Source organism: Streptomyces sp. NPDC046197 (assembly GCF_040646295.1).
In the GTDB taxonomy this organism is placed as follows: Bacteria; Actinomycetota; Actinomycetes; order Streptomycetales; family Streptomycetaceae; genus Streptomyces.
In genome coordinates, this window is sequence record NZ_JBEYZY010000003.1 from 54,079 (window position 1) to 70,222 (window position 16,144).

Here is a 16,144-nt window from a genome sequence, read left to right on the forward strand (position 1 = left end):
TTGTCAGTGGCGGGTGCCAGACTGAACCGCGGGCCGAAGACTCTTCGGCCGCCACCGGCTCACGGCACGGGACCGACTCGCAAGGGAGTGATCGGCATGGCAGGCACGGACGGGCGACCGAGCATCTACCCCACGCTGCTGTACGCGGACGCCAAGGCGGCCGTCAAGCAGCTCACCGAGGCCTTCGGCTTCACGGAGCTGTCGGTGTACGAGGGCGAGGACGGCCTGGTGCAGCACGCCGAACTGGTGCTGGGCAACGGCGCGGTGATGCTCGGCTCCAAGGGCCGCGGCGGCCGTTTCGACGAGGCCATGCGGGGCGCGGGCCCGACCGGGGTGTACGTCGTGGTGGACGACGTGGACGCCCACCACCAGCGCGCCGTTGACCATGGCGCGGAGATCCTGATGCCCCCGACGGACCAGGACTACGGCGCTCGGGACTACATGGCCCGGGACGTCGAGGGGAACATCTGGAGCTTCGGCACCTACGCCCCGCAGATAGGCGACTGAGCGCGCCGGCCGGTGGGCCGGGGTGATCCGAAGGGCGCCCCCGGGGGGTGTCGTTCGGATCACCCCGGATAGGCCGCGGCGCATGGTGCGGTGCATCGCAAGGCGGAGCATGACCCGCGTACTGGACGTACTCGGGTCATGCGACAACGCGGCGAGGTGCCGTGCCAGGCGCCGCGGACCCGCGGTGATCCGAACGACACCCCCTAGCTGCCCCCGGTGTGCACCTGGAAGGCCGCTCGGCGTACGGCCTTGGCCAGCGCGGGGTCCGGGTGTGCCGCGGCGAGTGCGACCAGCACCTGCACGGTCCGGGGGTGACCGACTGCCCGGACCTCGTCCAGCAGCGCGGGGACGGTGGGCTGCACCGCTGACTCCAGGTGCCGTACGAGCATGGGGGCCTCCCCGTGGTCGGCGACGGCGGCGGCGGTGTCCACCCACAGCCACGTCGCCTCCTGCCGGGTGAGGACCTCGTGGGCGTCCTCCGGGTCGATCCCGTCGTGCTCGGCCAGCCACAGCAGGGCGTACGGCCGCAGCGTCGGCTCGTCGAGCACGGACCGCACGTCGGGCTCGGCGGGGGCGCCGACGACGCGCAGCGCCTCGAAGGCGAGGCCGCGCAGCAGGGCGTCCTCGCCGCGGGCGGCGCCGAGGAGCTCGGTGACGGCGCTGCCGACGGGCCGGGCGGCGAGCCAGGCGCGGTACTCGGCGCGGGCCGCGTTGGGCCGCAGCTGGGCGCAGCCGCGCAGCATGTCCTCGGCGGACTGCTCGATGTTCCCTGCGGGGCTCTGGGCGGCGACGCAGATCTGTTCCAGCTTCACCCAGACCGCCCAGCTGCCGAGCGGGGTGAGTGTGGCCTGCCCGTCGCCGTAGGTGAGGGCGCCGACGGATGCCAGGGCCCGCAGGGCCCAGTCGAGAAGGGGCGCGAGCGGGGTGTCGGCGGCGGGCTCCGCGAGGGTGCCGTCGGGGGAGCCGGGCGGTGGGATCGCCGGCCTCGCGGGCACGGCCTGGGGTCCGTAGGGGATCTCGCAGCGCTCGGTGCGCAGTTCGGTGACCCGCTGCTGGAGGAGGTCCAGCAGTTGCTCGACGGGGACCGGCCCGGCGGACAGTTGAAGGAAGGAGAGCACCTGCGGCATGGCGGAGACGACCTCGGCGACCGCGGCCGCCTCGTGGCCGTCGGGCTCCGGGGAGGCGAGCGACCAGGCGTCGAAGAGGGCGACCCAGCCGCGCAGCACCGCGCTGTCGTCGCGGTTCCAGGCGCGCAGCCGCCAGCCGGGGCGGGCGCTGTCGCCGTGCACCTCGATGAGACCGGCCAGGCGGGAGGTGTCCCAGTCGGCGCGGACCTGAGCGGCGCTCAGGCCCAGTTCGCCGGCCGCCTGTTCGGCGGTCACGTCGGAGAGGGTGGCCTTGCCGTCGGCGGTCGCGCCGTTGCGGCCGGGGCCCAGGGCGGCGTCGGCCCAGCGGGCGACCCGAGCCGCTCCGGCCAGCAGGGAGCGCGCCATTCCGGCCAGCTCCGCGGGTGCCGGAGTGCCCTCCGGGGGGCGGGGGGCGGGGCGGGGCGAGCGCCGCTGGTTCACGGCTCGGGGGGCGGCGGCCAGGGGTCGGGGGCGGACGAGTCGAAGCCTGGAGTCGCGCGGGATACGGGACGTCACGGGTGCAGTCTTCCGCTTGACCGTCCGAAAACCCAAACGGAATGTCACCGCGGGCGACGGGGATGGCCAACGCACCGGGCCGAGGGAGGCCAATTGTGAGGTGATCAAGCCACCGGCGGGCCGCTAAACGGAACCACGCGGAAGCGCCGGGGCAACCCTCGGTTCCGGCCACCGGAACCTCCCGGACCACTGTCGGCGGCCCGGGCCGAGGAGGCGGGGCGCCGCGCTCACATCAGCGGCGTGAGGAAGCGCCGCAACGCCTCTTCGTACCCCTCGGGATCGGCGTTCCACATCGCCCCGTGCGGCGCGTTCGGCACCGTGCGCAGGGCGACGAGGTTGGGCCGGCGGTCGGCGAGGCGGCGGGAGAGCTGCCACGGGGCCACCCTGTCGTCCGGGCCGTGGAAGACGAGCGTGGGCACCGTGAGCTGTGCGGGGTCGGCCGCTTCGGCGGCCCGGCCGCCGTGCAGTCCGGTGCGCCCCTGCGCGGCGCGCACCGCGAGCGGCAGCAGGGCGGCCGGCGTGTGCCGGGCCGCGGCCAGCGCCCGCAGGGTCGCCTCCCAGCTGAGGACGGGAGAGTCCAGCACCAGCCCGGAGATGCGGTCGCGCAGCCCGGAGCGGGTGGCGGCGTGCAGGGCCATGGCCGCGCCGGTGGACCAGCCGTGCAGGATGACCCGCTCGGCGCCGTAGCGGACGGCGTAGCGGATGGCCGCGTCCACATCGCGCCACTCGGTCTCCCCCAGGTGGTTCAGCCCGTCCGGGGAGCGGGGCGCGCCGAGGTCGCCTCGGTAGGCGAGGTCCAGTACCGGGAAGCGCCTGCGGTACAGGAATCCCATGATGTTCATGGGGTGTTCGCGGGTGGTGCCCAGGCCGTGCACGGTGATCACCCAGGTTTCCCGGACGGCGGGCACGAACCAGGCGGGCAGGGCGCCGAGTTCACCCGGGATGTCCACGTCGGCATGGTCGAGACCGAGGGCGGACTTCGGGTTGCCGACGTGCACGTTCGGGGTGAGCCAGACCTTGTCGCCGGGGTTCACGGTGCCATGGGTGACGCGTTCCAGGCGGCGCACGACGGTGTCGGCGGAGCGCGGGGCGGTCGGCAGGACGGGGCCGACGACCGCGTGGGAGCCGTCACCGGCCAGGCCGTAGGTGCCGGGACGCTGGGAGGCGAGGCCCCTGGTGAGCGCGATCCGGCCCGCGGCCGTGCCGTGCACGGTGAGCCGGGGCTCGGTGGGCAGAGGCCGCCCCGGGGGCGCCTTGAGCGCGGCGTCGCTGGCGATCCGGCCCGCGGCGACGCTCGCCGCGCCGGCCGCCAGGGCCACCGTGACGGCCGCGGCCGTCGCCTTGACTGTGCGCACGGCTCCAGTCTCCTGGCGCACGCGGCCACCGGCCAGCGGGAGGAAGGGTCGGGGTGACATGTCCGGGCGAGTTCCAGAAAGAGCGGACTTCATCCCTGTGCCGACGTCATGTCACGCGCCATGCCACGCCTCATGTCATGCGCCACCGCCCGCGCCGGGCACCGCCCCCGGCTGCCCGTACCCGCGCAGCCGCTCCCCCACCTCCGCCAGTTCATCGTGCGAGAGCAGCGAAGGGGTCAGTCCCGGTACCGACGACGCGGTCAGCCACAGGCGGCACATCCATTCCAGTTGAGCCGTGCGGTCGTAGGCCTGGTCGAGCGTGGCGCCGTAGGTGATCGTGCCGTGGTTCTGGAGGAGGCAGCCGGAGCGGCCGGCCAGGGCGCGGAGCATGTTCTCCGCCAACTCCGCGGTGCCGTACGTCGCATACGGGGCAACCCGGACGGGGCCGCCGAGCGCGGCGGCCATGTAGTGGATCAGCGGCAGTTCGGGGACGAGCGTGGAGACGGCCGTCGCGTGGACGGCGTGGGTGTGGACGACGGCGCGCGCGTCGGTGCTGCGGTAGATCGCGAGGTGCATGGGCAGCTCGCTGGTGGGGACGAGGGCGCCGAGCACCTGCCGGCCGTCGAGGTCGACGCCGGTCACGTCGTCCGGTGCGAGCCGGTCGTACGGTACGCCGGACGGTGTGACCAGCACGATGTCCCCGACGCGCACCGACACATTGCCCGAGGTGCCGACGACCAGCCCGTCCGACACCGTGCGGCGGGCCGCCGCGACCAGCGTCGCCCAGGCGCTCGCCTCCTCCTGACGCACCCCGCTCCCCCGCGGCTCCGACACCTGCGGGCCGCCCTCCCCGGGGCCTCGCACGTCCCCCTGGTCCCGCCGCTGTTCAGCCATGCCGCGATCCTGCCAGCCGGTGCCCCGGCCCGTCGTCACGGCGGGGCATCTTGGGCCGGAACCCACCCCTCCAAAAGAGTGCATATGTGCCTATACCCCCCGTGTATCCCTCGTGCCGGTACTTGGCGAGGGATGCACGTGGATTGAATGATCTTCCACTACCGTCTGGACCGATCGTCGCGCACGTCCCCATTCCCGGGGGAAGCATGGCCCGTGATCACGCACCGTCCCGCCGCCGTGCCCGCATCGCCGCGGCGGCCCTGGCGGCACTGACCGCCGGGGCGAGTGCGCTCACCGCGTTACCGGCCTCGGCGACGGGCCTGCCCAGGGGGCACGACGTCTCCTCGCACCAGAAGGACGTGGACTGGCCCGGCGCCAGGGCGAAGGGCGCCCGGTTCGTCTACGTCAAGGCCACCGAGTCCACCACCTACCGCAATCCCTACTTCGGCCGGCAGTACGGCGGCGCGCGCAGCGCGGGTCTGGTCCGCGGGGCGTACCACTTCGCCGTGCCGAACGAGTCCTCGGGCGCCACCCAGGCCGCGTACTTCGTCCGCAACGGCGGGGGCTGGCGGGCGGACGGCTGGACGCTGCCGCCCGCGCTCGACATCGAGTACGACCCGTACGACGAGAAGCAGGAGTGCTACGGCCTGAGCAGGGTGCGGATGGTCGCCTGGATCAAGGCCTTCAGCGACGAGGTCCAGCGGGAGACCCGTCGCCTGCCGGTGATCTACACCACCACCCACTGGTGGAACACGTGCACCGGTGGCAGCAGCGCCTTCGCCGCCGACCACGCGCTGTGGATCGCCCGCCACTCCACCCAGGACACCGGGTCGCTGCCGTCCGGGTGGTCGTCCTGGACGTTCTGGCAGTACGACACCAGCGGCCTCCTTCCGGGTGACCAGAATCTCTTCAACGGGTCACCGGCTCGGCTGAAACGGTTCGCAAGGGGCTCGTAGCCCAGCAATACCGGGCTTTCGGGTCATCACGGCACGACGACCCCACCTCAGGACACCCCCAAGACCGTCCCAGTTCACCTTCCGTTCACTCTGGTTACGTACGTTCGTCCGGCCAACGACTTCTAAAGATTGCCTGGGTAAATGGAAAGCTTCTCGCTGATCCTCGCGATTGTGGTGGCAACCGCACTCGCGTTCGATTTCACGAACGGTTTCCACGACACCGCCAATGCGATGGCCACGACCATCTCCACTGGCGCGCTCAAGCCCAAGGTCGCGGTGGCCATGTCCGCCGCACTCAACCTTGTCGGCGCCTTCCTCTCCGTGGAGGTCGCCAACACGATCTCGAAGGGTCTCGTCGACGAGACCGGCATCCGTCCCGAGGTCATCTTCGCCGCCCTGGTCGGCGCGATCCTCTGGAACCTGCTGACCTGGCTGGTGGGGCTCCCCTCCAGCTCGTCGCACGCCCTCATGGGCGGCCTGATCGGCGCCACCATCGCCTCGGCCGGCATCGGCGCGGTGCACGGCGACGCGCTGGTCACCAAGGTGCTGATCCCGGCGGTCGCAGCCCCGGTCGTGGCGGGCGTCGCCGCGATGGTCGCGACCCGGCTGTCGTACACCGCCGGCCGGAAGTCCGACGGCAAGGCGGCCGAGAAGGGTCACCGGGCCGGACAGATCGCCTCCGCGGGCCTGGTCTCGCTGGCCCACGGCACCAACGACGCGCAGAAGACGATGGGCGTCATCACCCTCGCCCTGATCGCCGGCGGCGCCATCGCCCCCGGCTCCAACCCTCCCACCTGGGTCATCCTCGCCGCGGGCCTCGCCATCGCGCTCGGCACCTACATCGGCGGCTGGCGCATCATCCGCACCATGGGCACGGGCCTGACCGACCTTCAGCCGCAGCAGGGCTTCGCCGCCCAGACGAGTGCGGCCACGGCCATCCTGGCCTCCTCCCACCTCGGCTTCTCCCTCTCCACCACGCACGTCGTCTCCGGCTCGGTGATGGGCGCGGGCCTGGGCCGCAAGGGCGGTGTGGTCCGCTGGTCGACCGCCACCCGCATGGCCGTCGCCTGGGTGCTCACGCTGCCGGCCGCCGCCCTGGTCGGCGCCGGTGCGGAGGCCGTGACCGGCCTCGGCGACTGGGGCACCGCGATCGTCGCGGTCTTCCTGGTGGCGGCGAGCGCGGCGATCTGGAGGGTCTCGCGCCGCCAGGTCGTCGACCACACCAACGTCAACGACACCGAGGAGCCGGCCGGCGTGGTCACCACCGCGATCGCCGCCGTGACCCCGCCCCCGGCGGGTTCGGTGAGCGCCGGTGCCTCGGCCCCGGCGGCCGAGGACCTCGCGGCCACGATCCCCGCCCCGGCCCCCGCGCCCGCCGCCGAGTCGGCGGCCCCGCCCGCCGCCGTCTGAGCCCGCGTCCCAGGCAGAAGGAAGAGAAGCACCATGAAGATCGACTGGGCAGCCCTCGGCTCCGTCTTCGGCGTCAGCCTCGCCGTCACCGTGGGCCTCGTGGCCCTGTTCACGCTCGGCATCGCGGGCCTGTCCCGCCGCGAGCGGGCCGTCACCCAGGCCAACGGCGGCGGGGCGCTCGCGCTCACCGGCGCCTACGTCTGCTTCGCCACCTGCGCGGCCGCGGTGGCGTACGGCATCTACCTCATCATGGCGAAGGCCTGACGGCTGCACACTCGTCGTCCGCCCTGCCCGGAGCGCCTCGTCGGCGCTCCGGGCAGGGCGGCTTCGTGCCCTGGTGTGGGCCTCATCTCAGTCTCCCTTCCCAGGTCAGCAGCAAGTTGACGGGTGTTCGCGCGCCGTGGTGGACTGCCCGGGCCAACTACGGCGGCAGAAGAGGAAGCCGGTGTGAATCCGGCGCGGTCCCGCCACTGTGACCGGGGAAGGAATTTCCCGGGAGCCAGGAACTCTCACCGCCGGTCTCGTCGAACCAGGGCGCGGACACCCTGAGTGAGGACATATCGCCATGCGCGGCTGCCGATCCAGGTTCACTACCCGGCCAGTGACTGCCCCGGCCATCGGCTGAACCGATGGGTGCCGATCGCGACTTCGCGTACGGCGCCGCCGCCGGCCTTCTCGGTGACCTGCTCCTCGGCGACCCGCGCCGCGGACATCCGGTCGCCGTGTTCGGGCGGGCCGCGGGTGCCGTGGAACGCGTGCTGTGGCGGGACCACCGGGGGTGGGGCGCCCTGCACACCGCCGTGTGCGTGGGGGGCACCGTCTCCCTGGCGGCGCTCGCCGCGTCCGCCCTGCGTCCCTCCCGGACCGCCTCAGCCGCCCTGACCGCGACCGCCACCTGGGCCGTCGTCGGGGGGACTTCGCTCGCCCGGGAGGCGCGGAGCATCGGGCGGGCACTGGAGGCGGGGGACGTCGAGGCGGCCCGGGCCCGGCTCCCGCATCTGTGCGGACGGGACCCCCAGGCCCTGGACGCGGACGGCATCGCCCGGGCCGTGGTGGAGTCCGTCGCCGAGAACACCTCGGACGCGGTGGTCGGCGCCCTGGTGTGGGGAGCCGTGGGCGGCGTGCCCGGGCTGCTCGGTTTCCGGGCGGTCAACACCCTCGACGCCATGGTCGGGCACAAGTCGCCGAAGTACCGCCGCTACGGCTGGGCCTCGGCGCGGCTCGACGACCTCGCCGGGTGGCCGGGGGCGCGCCTGACCGCCGTACTGGCGGCCGCCGCGGGTCCGGACCCGCGGGGCGCCGCGCGCGCCTGGCGGGCCGACGCCGTCCGGCACCCGAGCCCCAACGCCGGGCCCGTGGAAGCCTCCTTCGCGGGCGCGCTCGGGGTGCGGCTGGGCGGAACCCTGTCGTACGGCGGGCGCGTCGAGCACCGGCCGGTGCTCAACGGCCGGGGACGCGCCGTGCGGACCGGTGACATCGAGCGGGCGGTACGGCTCTCCCGTCGGGTGAGCCTGCTCGCGCTCGGCGTCAGTGTGGCCGGGCGGGCGGCCGCCCGCCGGATCCTCGCGAAGGGACGCACGTCATGAGCGGTGGTCTGCTCGTCGCCGGCACCACCTCCGACGCCGGCAAGAGCGTCGTCACCGCCGGGATCTGCCGGTGGCTGGTACGGCAGGGGGTCAAGGTCGCGCCCTTCAAGGCGCAGAACATGTCCCTCAACTCGTTCGTCACCCGTGAGGGCGCCGAGATCGGACGCGCGCAGGCCATGCAGGCCCAGGCGTGCCGCATCGAGCCCACCGCGCTGATGAACCCCGTGCTGCTCAAGCCGGGCGGCGAACAGAGCAGCCAGGTGGTGCTGCTGGGCAGGCCGGTCGGAGAACTGAGCGCGCGCGGGTACCACGGCGGGCGGCAGCAGCGGCTGCTCGGCACCGTGCTGGACTGTCTCACGGAGTTGCGGGGCAGGTATGACGCGGTGATCTGTGAGGGGGCCGGCAGTCCTGCCGAGATCAATCTGCGGCGGACCGACATCGTGAACATGGGCATCGCCCGCAACGCGAGGCTTCCCGTGCTCGTCGTCGGTGACATCGACCGCGGCGGCGTCTTCGCCTCGTTCTTCGGCACCGTCGCCCTGCTGTCCCGCGAGGACCAGGAACTCGTCGCCGGGTTCCTGGTCAACAAGTTCCGTGGTGACGTGAGCCTGCTGGAGCCGGGTCTGGACATGCTGCGCGGTCTCACCGGGCGGCGCACCTACGGCGTGCTGCCCTTCCGGCACGGCCTCGGCATCGACGAGGAGGACGGGCTGCGGGTGTCCCTGCGGGGATCGGTGCGGGAGTCCGTGGTGGCTCCCGCGGTCGGTGCGGACGTGCTGCGGGTCGCGGTCTGCGCGATACCCCTCATGTCCAATTTCACCGACGTGGACGCGCTGGCCGCCGAACCGGGCGTCGTGGTGCGGTTCGTGGACCGGCCCGAGGAGCTGGCCGACGCCGACCTCGTGGTGGTCCCCGGAACCCGGGGCACGGTCCGCGCCCTGGAGTGGCTGCGCGAGCGTGGTCTCGCGGCGGCGATCGAACGGCGCGCCGCCGAGGGGCGGCCCGTCCTCGGCGTCTGCGGCGGCTTCCAGATCCTCGGCGAGCACATCGAGGACGAGGTCGAGAGCCGCCGGGGGCAGGTGGACGGGCTCGGGGTGCTTCCCGTGCGGGTGCGGTTCGCCCGTGAGAAGACCCTCGCCCGGCCGGTCGGCGAGGCCCTCGGGGAGCGTGTCGAGGGCTACGAGATCCACCACGGAGTCGCCGACGTCCTGGGCGGCGAAGCCTTCCTGGACGGCTGCCGGGTCGGCCAGACCTGGGGCACGCACTGGCACGGCTCCCTGGAGTCGGACGGGTTCCGGCGGGCCTTCCTGCGCGAGGTGGCGGCCGCCGCGGGCCGCCGCTTCGTACCGGCCCCCGACACGTCGTTCGCCGCGCTGCGCGAGGAACAGCTCGACCGGCTCGGCGACCTGATCGAACAGCACGCGGACACGGACGCGCTGTGGCGGCTCATCGAGTCGGGCGCGCCGCAAGGACTGCCCTTCATCCCACCGGGAGCGCCCGCATGAGCACAGTGTTGTTGTTGTCGACCGCCGACACCGATCTGCTGGCGGCCCGTGCCTCCGGCGCGTCCTACCGGATCGGCAACCCGACCCGCGTGGACGTGGCCGGGGAGCTGCCGGCGCTGATCGAGGGCGCGGACATCGCCGTCGTACGGCTGCTGGGCGGCAAGCGTGCCTGGGAGGACGGGCTGGCCGCGCTGCGGGCCTCGGGCGTCCCGACCGTTCTGCTCGGCGGGGAGTCCGTCCCGGACGCGGAGTTGATGGCCGAGTCGTCCGTGCCCGCCGGTGTGGTCGCCGAGGCCCTGAAGTACCTGGTCGAGGGCGGCCCCGCCAACCTCACCGAACTCGCCCGGTTCCTGTCCGACACCGTGCTGCTGACCGGCGAGGGGTTCGACGAGCCGCGGAAGATGCCCGAGTACGGCGTCCACGGCGAGCGGGCGCTGGTCGAGGGCCGTCCCACGGTCGGCGTGCTCTTCTACCGCGCCCACGAACTGAGCGGCAACACCGCCTTCGTGGACACCCTGTGCGACGCCATCGAGGCACGCGGCGCCAACGCCCTCGCGGTGTACTGCGGTTCGCTGCGCGGTGCGCCGGCGGGGCTGTACGAGATCCTGGGCCGGGCCGACGCCCTGGTCGCCACGGTCCTGGCGGCCGGCGGCACGCACGCCTCGCAGGCGTCGGCGGGCGGCGACGAGGAGTCCTGGGACATCGGGGCCCTCGCCGACCTCGACATCCCCGTCCTGCAGGGGCTGTGCCTGACCTCCTCGCGCGCCGCCTGGAACGAGTCCGACGCCGCCCTCTCCCCCATGGACGCGGCCATGCAGGTCGCCATCCCCGAGTTCGACGGCCGCCTGATCACCGTGCCGTTCTCCTTCAAGGAGCAGGTCGCCGACGGGGGGGCCGACGTGCCGGTCTACGTCGCCGACCCCGAGCGGGCCGGGCGGGTCGCCGGAATCGCCCTACGGCACGCGCGGTTGAAGCACAGGGACAACGCGGACAAGAAGGTCGCGCTGGTCTTCACCGCCTACCCGACCAAGCACTCGCGGGTCGGCAACGCGGTCGGCCTCGACACGCCCGCCTCGGCGGTACGCGTGCTGGACGCGCTGCGGGAGGCGGGGTACTCCCTCACCGAGTACCCGGACAACGGCGACGAGTTGATCCACCGGCTCATCGAGGCCGGCGGCCACGACGTCGAGTGGCTCACGGAGGAACAGCTGGCCGCCGCGCCCGCGCGCGTGCCGCTGGCCGACTACCGGGCGTGGTTCGACGAGCTCGACCCCGGGCTGCGTGAGGCGATGCTGGAGGCGTGGGGCGAGCCGCCGGGCGGCCTGTACGTCGACGGGGACGACATCGTGCTGGCCTCCCTCCGGTTCGGGAACGTCGTGGTCATGATCCAGCCGCCACGCGGCTTCGGCGAGAACCCGATCGCGATCTACCACGACCCCGACATGCCGCCGTCGCACCACTACATGGCGGCCTACCGCTGGCTGGAGGCCGCGACATCGCAGGGGGGCTTCGGCGCCGACGCGATCGTCCACATGGGCAAGCACGGCACGATGGAGTGGCTGCCCGGCAAGGGGCTCGGACTCGGCCGGGGGTGCGCCCCGGACGCCGTCCTCGGCGACCTGCCACTGATCTACCCCTTCATCGTCAACGACCCCGGCGAGGGAACCCAGGCCAAGCGACGCGGCCACGCCACGGTCGTCGACCACCTCGTACCGCCGATGGCGCGTGCCGACACCTACGGCGACCTGGCGAAACTGGAGCAGCTCCTGGACGAGTACGCGCTCGTCTCGGACCTGGACCCGGCGAAGGCCCCGGCGGTGCGCGCCCAGATCTGGACGCTGGTCAAGGCCGCCGAGCTGCACCACGACCTCCATGTGGACGAGCAGCCGGACGACGACGAGTTCGACGAGTTCGTCATGCACATCGACGGTTATCTGTGCGAGATCAAGGACGTGCAGATCCGCGACGGACTGCACATCCTCGGCGGCGGCCCGGTCGGCGAGCCGCGCGTGAACCTCGTGCTGGCCGTGCTGCGTGCCTCGCAGGTGTGGGGCGGGCAGGCGAACGCACTGCCGGGGCTGCGGGCTTCGCTGGCCGAGCACTTCGGTCTGGTGGAGAAGGACCTGCTCGCCGGGCCCGGTGCGCCGGTGAAGGTTCCCGTCGAGCTGACCGACCTGGTGGACGGTCCGTCCCGTACGGCCGCGGACGCGATCGACCTGCTGGAGCAGTTGTGCCGGCGGGTCGCGCAGGGCATGGAGGAGCGCGGCTGGGCCGCGGACGCGAGCGCGGCCTTCGTACGGGAGGTGCTCGGCACCGAACTTCCCGAAGCCGTCGCCGTGCTGGACTTCGCCTGCACCGAGGTCGTGCCGCGGCTGGCGAGGACCACCGACGAGATCGGCCACATCCTGCGGGCCCTGGACGGCGGTTACGTCCCGGCCGGCCCGTCGGGCTCGCCCACGCGCGGTCTGGTCAACGTGCTCCCGACCGGCCGCAACTTCTACTCGGTCGACCCCAAGGCCATTCCGTCCCGGCTGAGCTGGGAGGTCGGGCAGTCGCTGGCCGACTCGCTGGTGCAGCGGTACCTGAGCGACACCGGCCAGTACCCGAAGTCGGTCGGCCTGACGGTCTGGGGGACGTCCGCCATGCGCACTCAGGGCGACGACATCGCCGAGATCCTGGCGCTGCTCGGCTGCCGTCCGGTCTGGGACGACGCCTCCCGCCGGGTGACCGGCTTCGAGGTGATCCCCCTCCAGGAGCTCGGCCGGCCCCGCATCGACGTCACGGTGCGTATCTCGGGCTTCTTCCGGGACGCGTTCCCGCACGTCGTCGGGCTCATCGACGACGCCGTACGGGCGGTGGCCGAGCTGGACGAGCCCGCCGAGGGGAACTTCGTCCGCGCCCACGCCGACGAGGACACGGCCGTCCACGGGGACCGGCGGCGCGCGACCGCGCGTGTCTTCGGCTCCAAGCCGGGCGCGTACGGCGCGGGCCTGCTGCCGTTGATCGACGCCCGCAACTGGCGCTCGGACGCCGATCTCGCCGAGGTGTACGCGGTGTGGGGCGGCTATGCCTACGGCCGCGGACTCGACGGGCGGGCGGCGCGCGGGGACATGGAGACGGCGTTCCGGAGGATCGCCGTCGCCGCCAAGAACGTCGACACCCGCGAGCACGACCTCGTGGACGCCGACGACTACTTCCAGTACCACGGCGGCATGGTCGCCATGGTGCGGCACCTGACGGGCGCGAGCCCCGAGGCGTACGTCGGGGACAGCGCCGTACCGGACCAGGTGAAGACGCGCACCCTCGGTGAGGAGACGCACCGGGTCTTCCGTGCCCGTGTGGTCAACCCGCGCTGGATGGCGGCGATGCGCCGCCACGGCTACAAGGGCGCCTTCGAGATGGCCGCGACCGTCGACTACCTCTTCGGGTACGACGCCACGGCCGGCGTGGTCGACGACTGGATGTACGAGAAGCTCAGCGCCGAGTACGTCTTCGAACCGGAGAACCGGGACTTCATGAAGAAGTCCAACCCGTGGGCCCTGCGCGGTATCACGGAGCGGCTCCTGGAGGCGGCCGACCGCGGGCTGTGGGCGGAGCCGGACGCGGACACGCTGGAGCGGCTGCGGGCCACCTATCTGGAGCTGGAAGGCGACTTGGAGGGCGAGGAGAAGTGAGTACCCCGTTTCCGTTCACGGCCGTCGTCGGCCAGGACGACCTGCGTCTGGCGCTGCTGCTGAACGCCGTGTCGCCCGCGGTCGGCGGTGTGCTGGTGCGCGGCGAGAAGGGCACCGCCAAGTCCACGGCGGTGCGCGCCCTGTCGGCGCTGCTGCCGCAGGTCCCGGTCGTCCCCGGGTGCCGCTTCTCCTGCGACCCGGCCGCCCCGGACCCGGGATGTCCCGACGGGCCGCACGAGCCGGGCACCGGTACGACGCGTGCCGCACGCATGGTCGAACTCCCTGTCGGCGCCTCCGAGGACCGGCTGGTGGGCGCCCTCGACATCGAACGGGCGCTCGCCGAGGGCGTGAAGGCCTTCGAGCCGGGTCTGCTCGCCGACGCGCACCGCGGCATCCTCTACGTCGACGAGGTCAACCTCCTGCACGACCACCTGGTCGACCTGCTGCTGGACGCGGCCGCGATGGGCGCCTCGTACGTGGAGCGCGAGGGCGTGTCCGTGCGGCACGCGGCCCGTTTCCTGCTGGTCGGCACCATGAACCCCGAGGAGGGCGAGCTGCGGCCGCAGCTGCTCGACCGGTTCGGGCTGACCGTCGAGGTGGCGGCCTCGCGGGAGCCGGAGCAGCGGGTGGAGGTCGTCCGGCGGCGGCTGGCCCATGACGACGACCCCGCCGGTTTCGCCGCCCGGTGGGCCGAGGAGGAGGCCGCCGTACGGGCGCGGATCGTGGCGGCGCGCACGCTGCTGCCGCAGGTGCGGCTGGGCGACGGGGCGCTGCGGCAGATCGCGGCGACCTGTGCCGCCTTCGAGGTGGACGGGATGCGCGCCGACATCGTGATGGCGCGTACCGCCACGGCGCTGGCGGCCTGGGCCGGGCGGACCGACGTGCTCGCCGAGGACGTACGGCAGGCGGCCCTGCTCGCGCTGCCGCACCGGCGGCGGCGCAACCCCTTCGACGCGCCGGGGCTGGACGAGGACAAACTCGACGAGACGCTCGAGCAGTTCGGCGGTTCGGACGACGACGACCCGGATCCGGGCCCGGACGGCCCCGGTGGCGGCGGTGGGCAGCCTCCGCAGGCCGACGGTGGCCCGCGGGGCGGTGAGACGGGCGCCCGGCCCGAGTCCGGCGAGGACGGGGAGCCGCAGGCCTCCGGTGCCGGCGAGCAGGCTGCCGTACGGGCCGCCGAGCCCTTCCGTGCGAAGGTGCTGAGTGTGCCCGGCATCGGTGAGGGTGCCGCCGGGCGGCGCTCGCGGGCCCGGACCGAGCACGGGCGGACGACGGGGGCCCGGCGCCCCCGGGGGACGCTCACCAAGCTGCATCTGGCGGCGACCGTGCAGGCCGCCGCGCCGCACCAGCGGGCCCGCGGGAGGTCGGGGCCGGGCCTGGTGGTGCGCCGGGACGACCTGCGGCAGGCGACGCGGGAGGGGCGGGAGGGAAACCTCGTGCTGTTCGTCGTGGACGCCTCCGGATCGATGGCGGCACGGCAGCGGATGAGCGCGGTGAAGGGCGCGGTGCTGTCGCTGCTCCTGGACGCCTACCAGCGGCGCGACAAGGTGGGGCTGGTGACCTTCCGCGGCAGGGACGCCGAGGTGGCACTGCCGCCGACCTCGTCGGTGGACGCGGCGGCCGCGCGGCTCGAGTCGCTGCCGACCGGCGGGCGCACCCCGCTCGCCGCCGGGCTCCTCACCGCGCACGAGGTGCTGCGGGTGGAGCGGCTGCGCGACCCGGCGCGGCGGGCGCTGGTCGTGGTGGTGACGGACGGGCGGGCCACCGGCGGGACGGAGCCGGTCGCCCTGGCCGGGCGGGCGGCGCGGCTGCTGGCGGCCGGGGGTGTCGCGTCCGTGGTCGTGGACTGCGAGTCCGGGCCGGTGCGGCTGGGGCTGGCGGGGCAACTGGCCGGCGAGCTGGGCGGTACGGCGGTGACGCTGGACGAGCTGCGCGCGGACGGCATCGCCGGTGTGGTGAGGAACGTGCAGGACGCGCAGAGGAACCCGAGGAGGGCCGCGTAATGCCGCAGGGACAGCCGAGTGTCGTACCGGACGACGGACTGACCACCCGTCAGCGGCGCAACCGGCCGCTCGTCGTCGTGCACACCGGGGTCGGCAAGGGCAAGTCCACCGCCGCCTTCGGGCTGGCGCTGCGCGCCTGGAACCAGGGCTGGCCGATCGGGGTGTTCCAGTTCGTCAAGTCGGCCAAGTGGAAGGTCGGCGAGGAGAACGCGCTGCGGGTGCTGGGCGCCTCCGGGCAGGGCGGCACCGTGGACTGGCACAAGATGGGCGAGGGCTGGTCGTGGGTGCAGCGCGACCTCCAGGGTGACAACGCGACCAACGAGGAGAAGGCCCGGGAGGGCTGGGAGCAGGTCAAGCGTGACCTGGCCGCCGAGACCTACCGGCTGTACGTGCTCGACGAGTTCGCGTACCCGATGCACTGGGGCTGGGTCGACACCGAGGAGGTCGTGGACGTGCTGCGCCACCGGCCGGGGACCCAGCACGTGGTGATCACCGGGCGGAACGCGCCGGAGAAGCTCGTCGGCTTCGCGGACCTCGTCACCGACATGTCCAAGGTCAAGCACCCGATGGACGTCGGCCAGAAGGGCCAGAAGGGCATCGAGTGGTGA

The 16,144-nt window shown here is 73.4% G+C and carries 12 protein-coding genes and 1 riboswitch; of the genes, 9 read left to right on the top strand and 3 right to left on the bottom strand.

Annotation, left to right across the window (positions count from 1 at the left end):
* Window positions 1-96: 96 nt before the first annotated feature.
* A complete protein-coding gene (locus tag AB0A61_RS05400; RefSeq protein WP_361286442.1) occupies window positions 97-507 on the top strand; it encodes a VOC family protein in 411 nt (136 codons plus the stop codon).
* A gap of 203 nt (window positions 508-710) precedes the next feature.
* On the opposite strand, the gene AB0A61_RS05405 is transcribed toward AB0A61_RS05400, so the two are convergent.
* The 3 genes from AB0A61_RS05405 to AB0A61_RS05415 form a co-directional block, all read right to left on the bottom strand.
* A complete protein-coding gene (locus AB0A61_RS05405) occupies window positions 711-2,150 on the bottom strand; it encodes a hypothetical protein (protein ID WP_361286445.1) in 1,440 nt (479 codons plus the stop codon).
* A gap of 227 nt (window positions 2,151-2,377) precedes the next feature.
* Window positions 2,378-3,505, bottom strand: coding sequence for an alpha/beta fold hydrolase (locus AB0A61_RS05410; RefSeq protein ID WP_361286448.1), 1,128 nt, complete (start codon window positions 3,503-3,505; stop codon window positions 2,378-2,380).
* A gap of 135 nt (window positions 3,506-3,640) precedes the next feature.
* Window positions 3,641-4,399, bottom strand: coding sequence for a class II aldolase/adducin family protein (locus AB0A61_RS05415; protein WP_361286451.1), 759 nt, complete (start codon window positions 4,397-4,399; stop codon window positions 3,641-3,643).
* A gap of 206 nt (window positions 4,400-4,605) precedes the next feature.
* Between AB0A61_RS05415 and AB0A61_RS05420 the strand changes: the two genes are divergently transcribed.
* The 8 genes from AB0A61_RS05420 to cobO all read left to right on the top strand — a co-directional run bounded on the left by AB0A61_RS05420 (window position 4,606) and on the right by cobO (window position 16,144).
* On the top strand, window positions 4,606-5,355 hold the full coding sequence (locus AB0A61_RS05420; protein WP_361286454.1) for a lysozyme: 750 nt from the start codon (window positions 4,606-4,608) through the stop codon (window positions 5,353-5,355).
* A 141-nt stretch (window positions 5,356-5,496) separates the two neighbouring features.
* Complete coding sequence (locus AB0A61_RS05425) at window positions 5,497-6,765, top strand: inorganic phosphate transporter (RefSeq protein ID WP_361286457.1); 1,269 nt, start codon at window positions 5,497-5,499, stop codon at window positions 6,763-6,765.
* Window positions 6,766-6,798: 33 nt separating this feature from the next.
* Window positions 6,799-7,029 carry a hypothetical protein gene (locus AB0A61_RS05430; RefSeq protein WP_361286459.1) on the top strand — a complete coding sequence of 77 codons (231 nt, stop codon included), beginning with the start codon at window positions 6,799-6,801 and terminating at the stop codon, window positions 7,027-7,029.
* 122 nt (window positions 7,030-7,151) lie between these two features.
* A riboswitch (cobalamin riboswitch) is annotated at window positions 7,152-7,295 on the top strand.
* Between the two features lie 99 nt (window positions 7,296-7,394).
* Window positions 7,395-8,351 carry a cobalamin biosynthesis protein gene (locus tag AB0A61_RS05435; RefSeq protein ID WP_361286462.1) on the top strand — a complete coding sequence of 319 codons (957 nt, stop codon included), beginning with the start codon at window positions 7,395-7,397 and terminating at the stop codon, window positions 8,349-8,351.
* Entirely contained in the window at window positions 8,348-9,856 is a 1,509-nt protein-coding gene (locus AB0A61_RS05440; RefSeq protein WP_361286465.1) for a cobyric acid synthase, read from the top strand. Before AB0A61_RS05435 ends, AB0A61_RS05440 begins: the two co-directional genes overlap by 4 nt.
* Window positions 9,853-13,530, top strand: a complete 3,678-nt coding sequence (cobN, locus tag AB0A61_RS05445; protein ID WP_361286468.1) for a cobaltochelatase subunit CobN — start codon at window positions 9,853-9,855, stop codon at window positions 13,528-13,530. The genes AB0A61_RS05440 and cobN overlap by 4 nt, the downstream gene beginning before the upstream one ends.
* Window positions 13,527-15,536 carry a putative cobaltochelatase gene (locus AB0A61_RS05450; RefSeq protein ID WP_361286471.1) on the top strand — a complete coding sequence of 670 codons (2,010 nt, stop codon included), beginning with the start codon at window positions 13,527-13,529 and terminating at the stop codon, window positions 15,534-15,536. Before cobN ends, AB0A61_RS05450 begins: the two co-directional genes overlap by 4 nt.
* The gene (gene cobO / locus AB0A61_RS05455; RefSeq protein WP_361286474.1) at window positions 15,536-16,144 is read left to right on the top strand and encodes a cob(I)yrinic acid a,c-diamide adenosyltransferase; all 609 of its coding nucleotides are present in this window, start codon (window positions 15,536-15,538) and stop codon (window positions 16,142-16,144) included. Before AB0A61_RS05450 ends, cobO begins: the two co-directional genes overlap by 1 nt.

What these genes read in the sequence shown, in the direction of transcription:
- AB0A61_RS05435 (WP_361286462.1), top strand. Translation starts at nt 7,395, where the DNA reads ATGGGTGCCGATCGCGACTTCGCGTACGGCGCCGCCGCCGGCCTTCTC.
- AB0A61_RS05440 (WP_361286465.1), top strand. Translation starts at nt 8,348, where the DNA reads ATGAGCGGTGGTCTGCTCGTCGCCGGCACCACCTCCGACGCCGGCAAG.
- cobN (WP_361286468.1), top strand. Translation starts at nt 9,853, where the DNA reads ATGAGCACAGTGTTGTTGTTGTCGACCGCCGACACCGATCTGCTGGCG.
- AB0A61_RS05425 (WP_361286457.1), top strand. Translation starts at nt 5,497, where the DNA reads ATGGAAAGCTTCTCGCTGATCCTCGCGATTGTGGTGGCAACCGCACTC.
- AB0A61_RS05420 (WP_361286454.1), top strand. Translation starts at nt 4,606, where the DNA reads ATGGCCCGTGATCACGCACCGTCCCGCCGCCGTGCCCGCATCGCCGCG.
- AB0A61_RS05430 (WP_361286459.1), top strand. Translation starts at nt 6,799, where the DNA reads ATGAAGATCGACTGGGCAGCCCTCGGCTCCGTCTTCGGCGTCAGCCTC.
- cobO (WP_361286474.1), top strand. Translation starts at nt 15,536, where the DNA reads ATGCCGCAGGGACAGCCGAGTGTCGTACCGGACGACGGACTGACCACC.
- AB0A61_RS05415 (WP_361286451.1), bottom strand. Translation starts at nt 4,399, where the DNA reads ATGGCTGAACAGCGGCGGGACCAGGGGGACGTGCGAGGCCCCGGGGAG.
- AB0A61_RS05400 (WP_361286442.1), top strand. Translation starts at nt 97, where the DNA reads ATGGCAGGCACGGACGGGCGACCGAGCATCTACCCCACGCTGCTGTAC.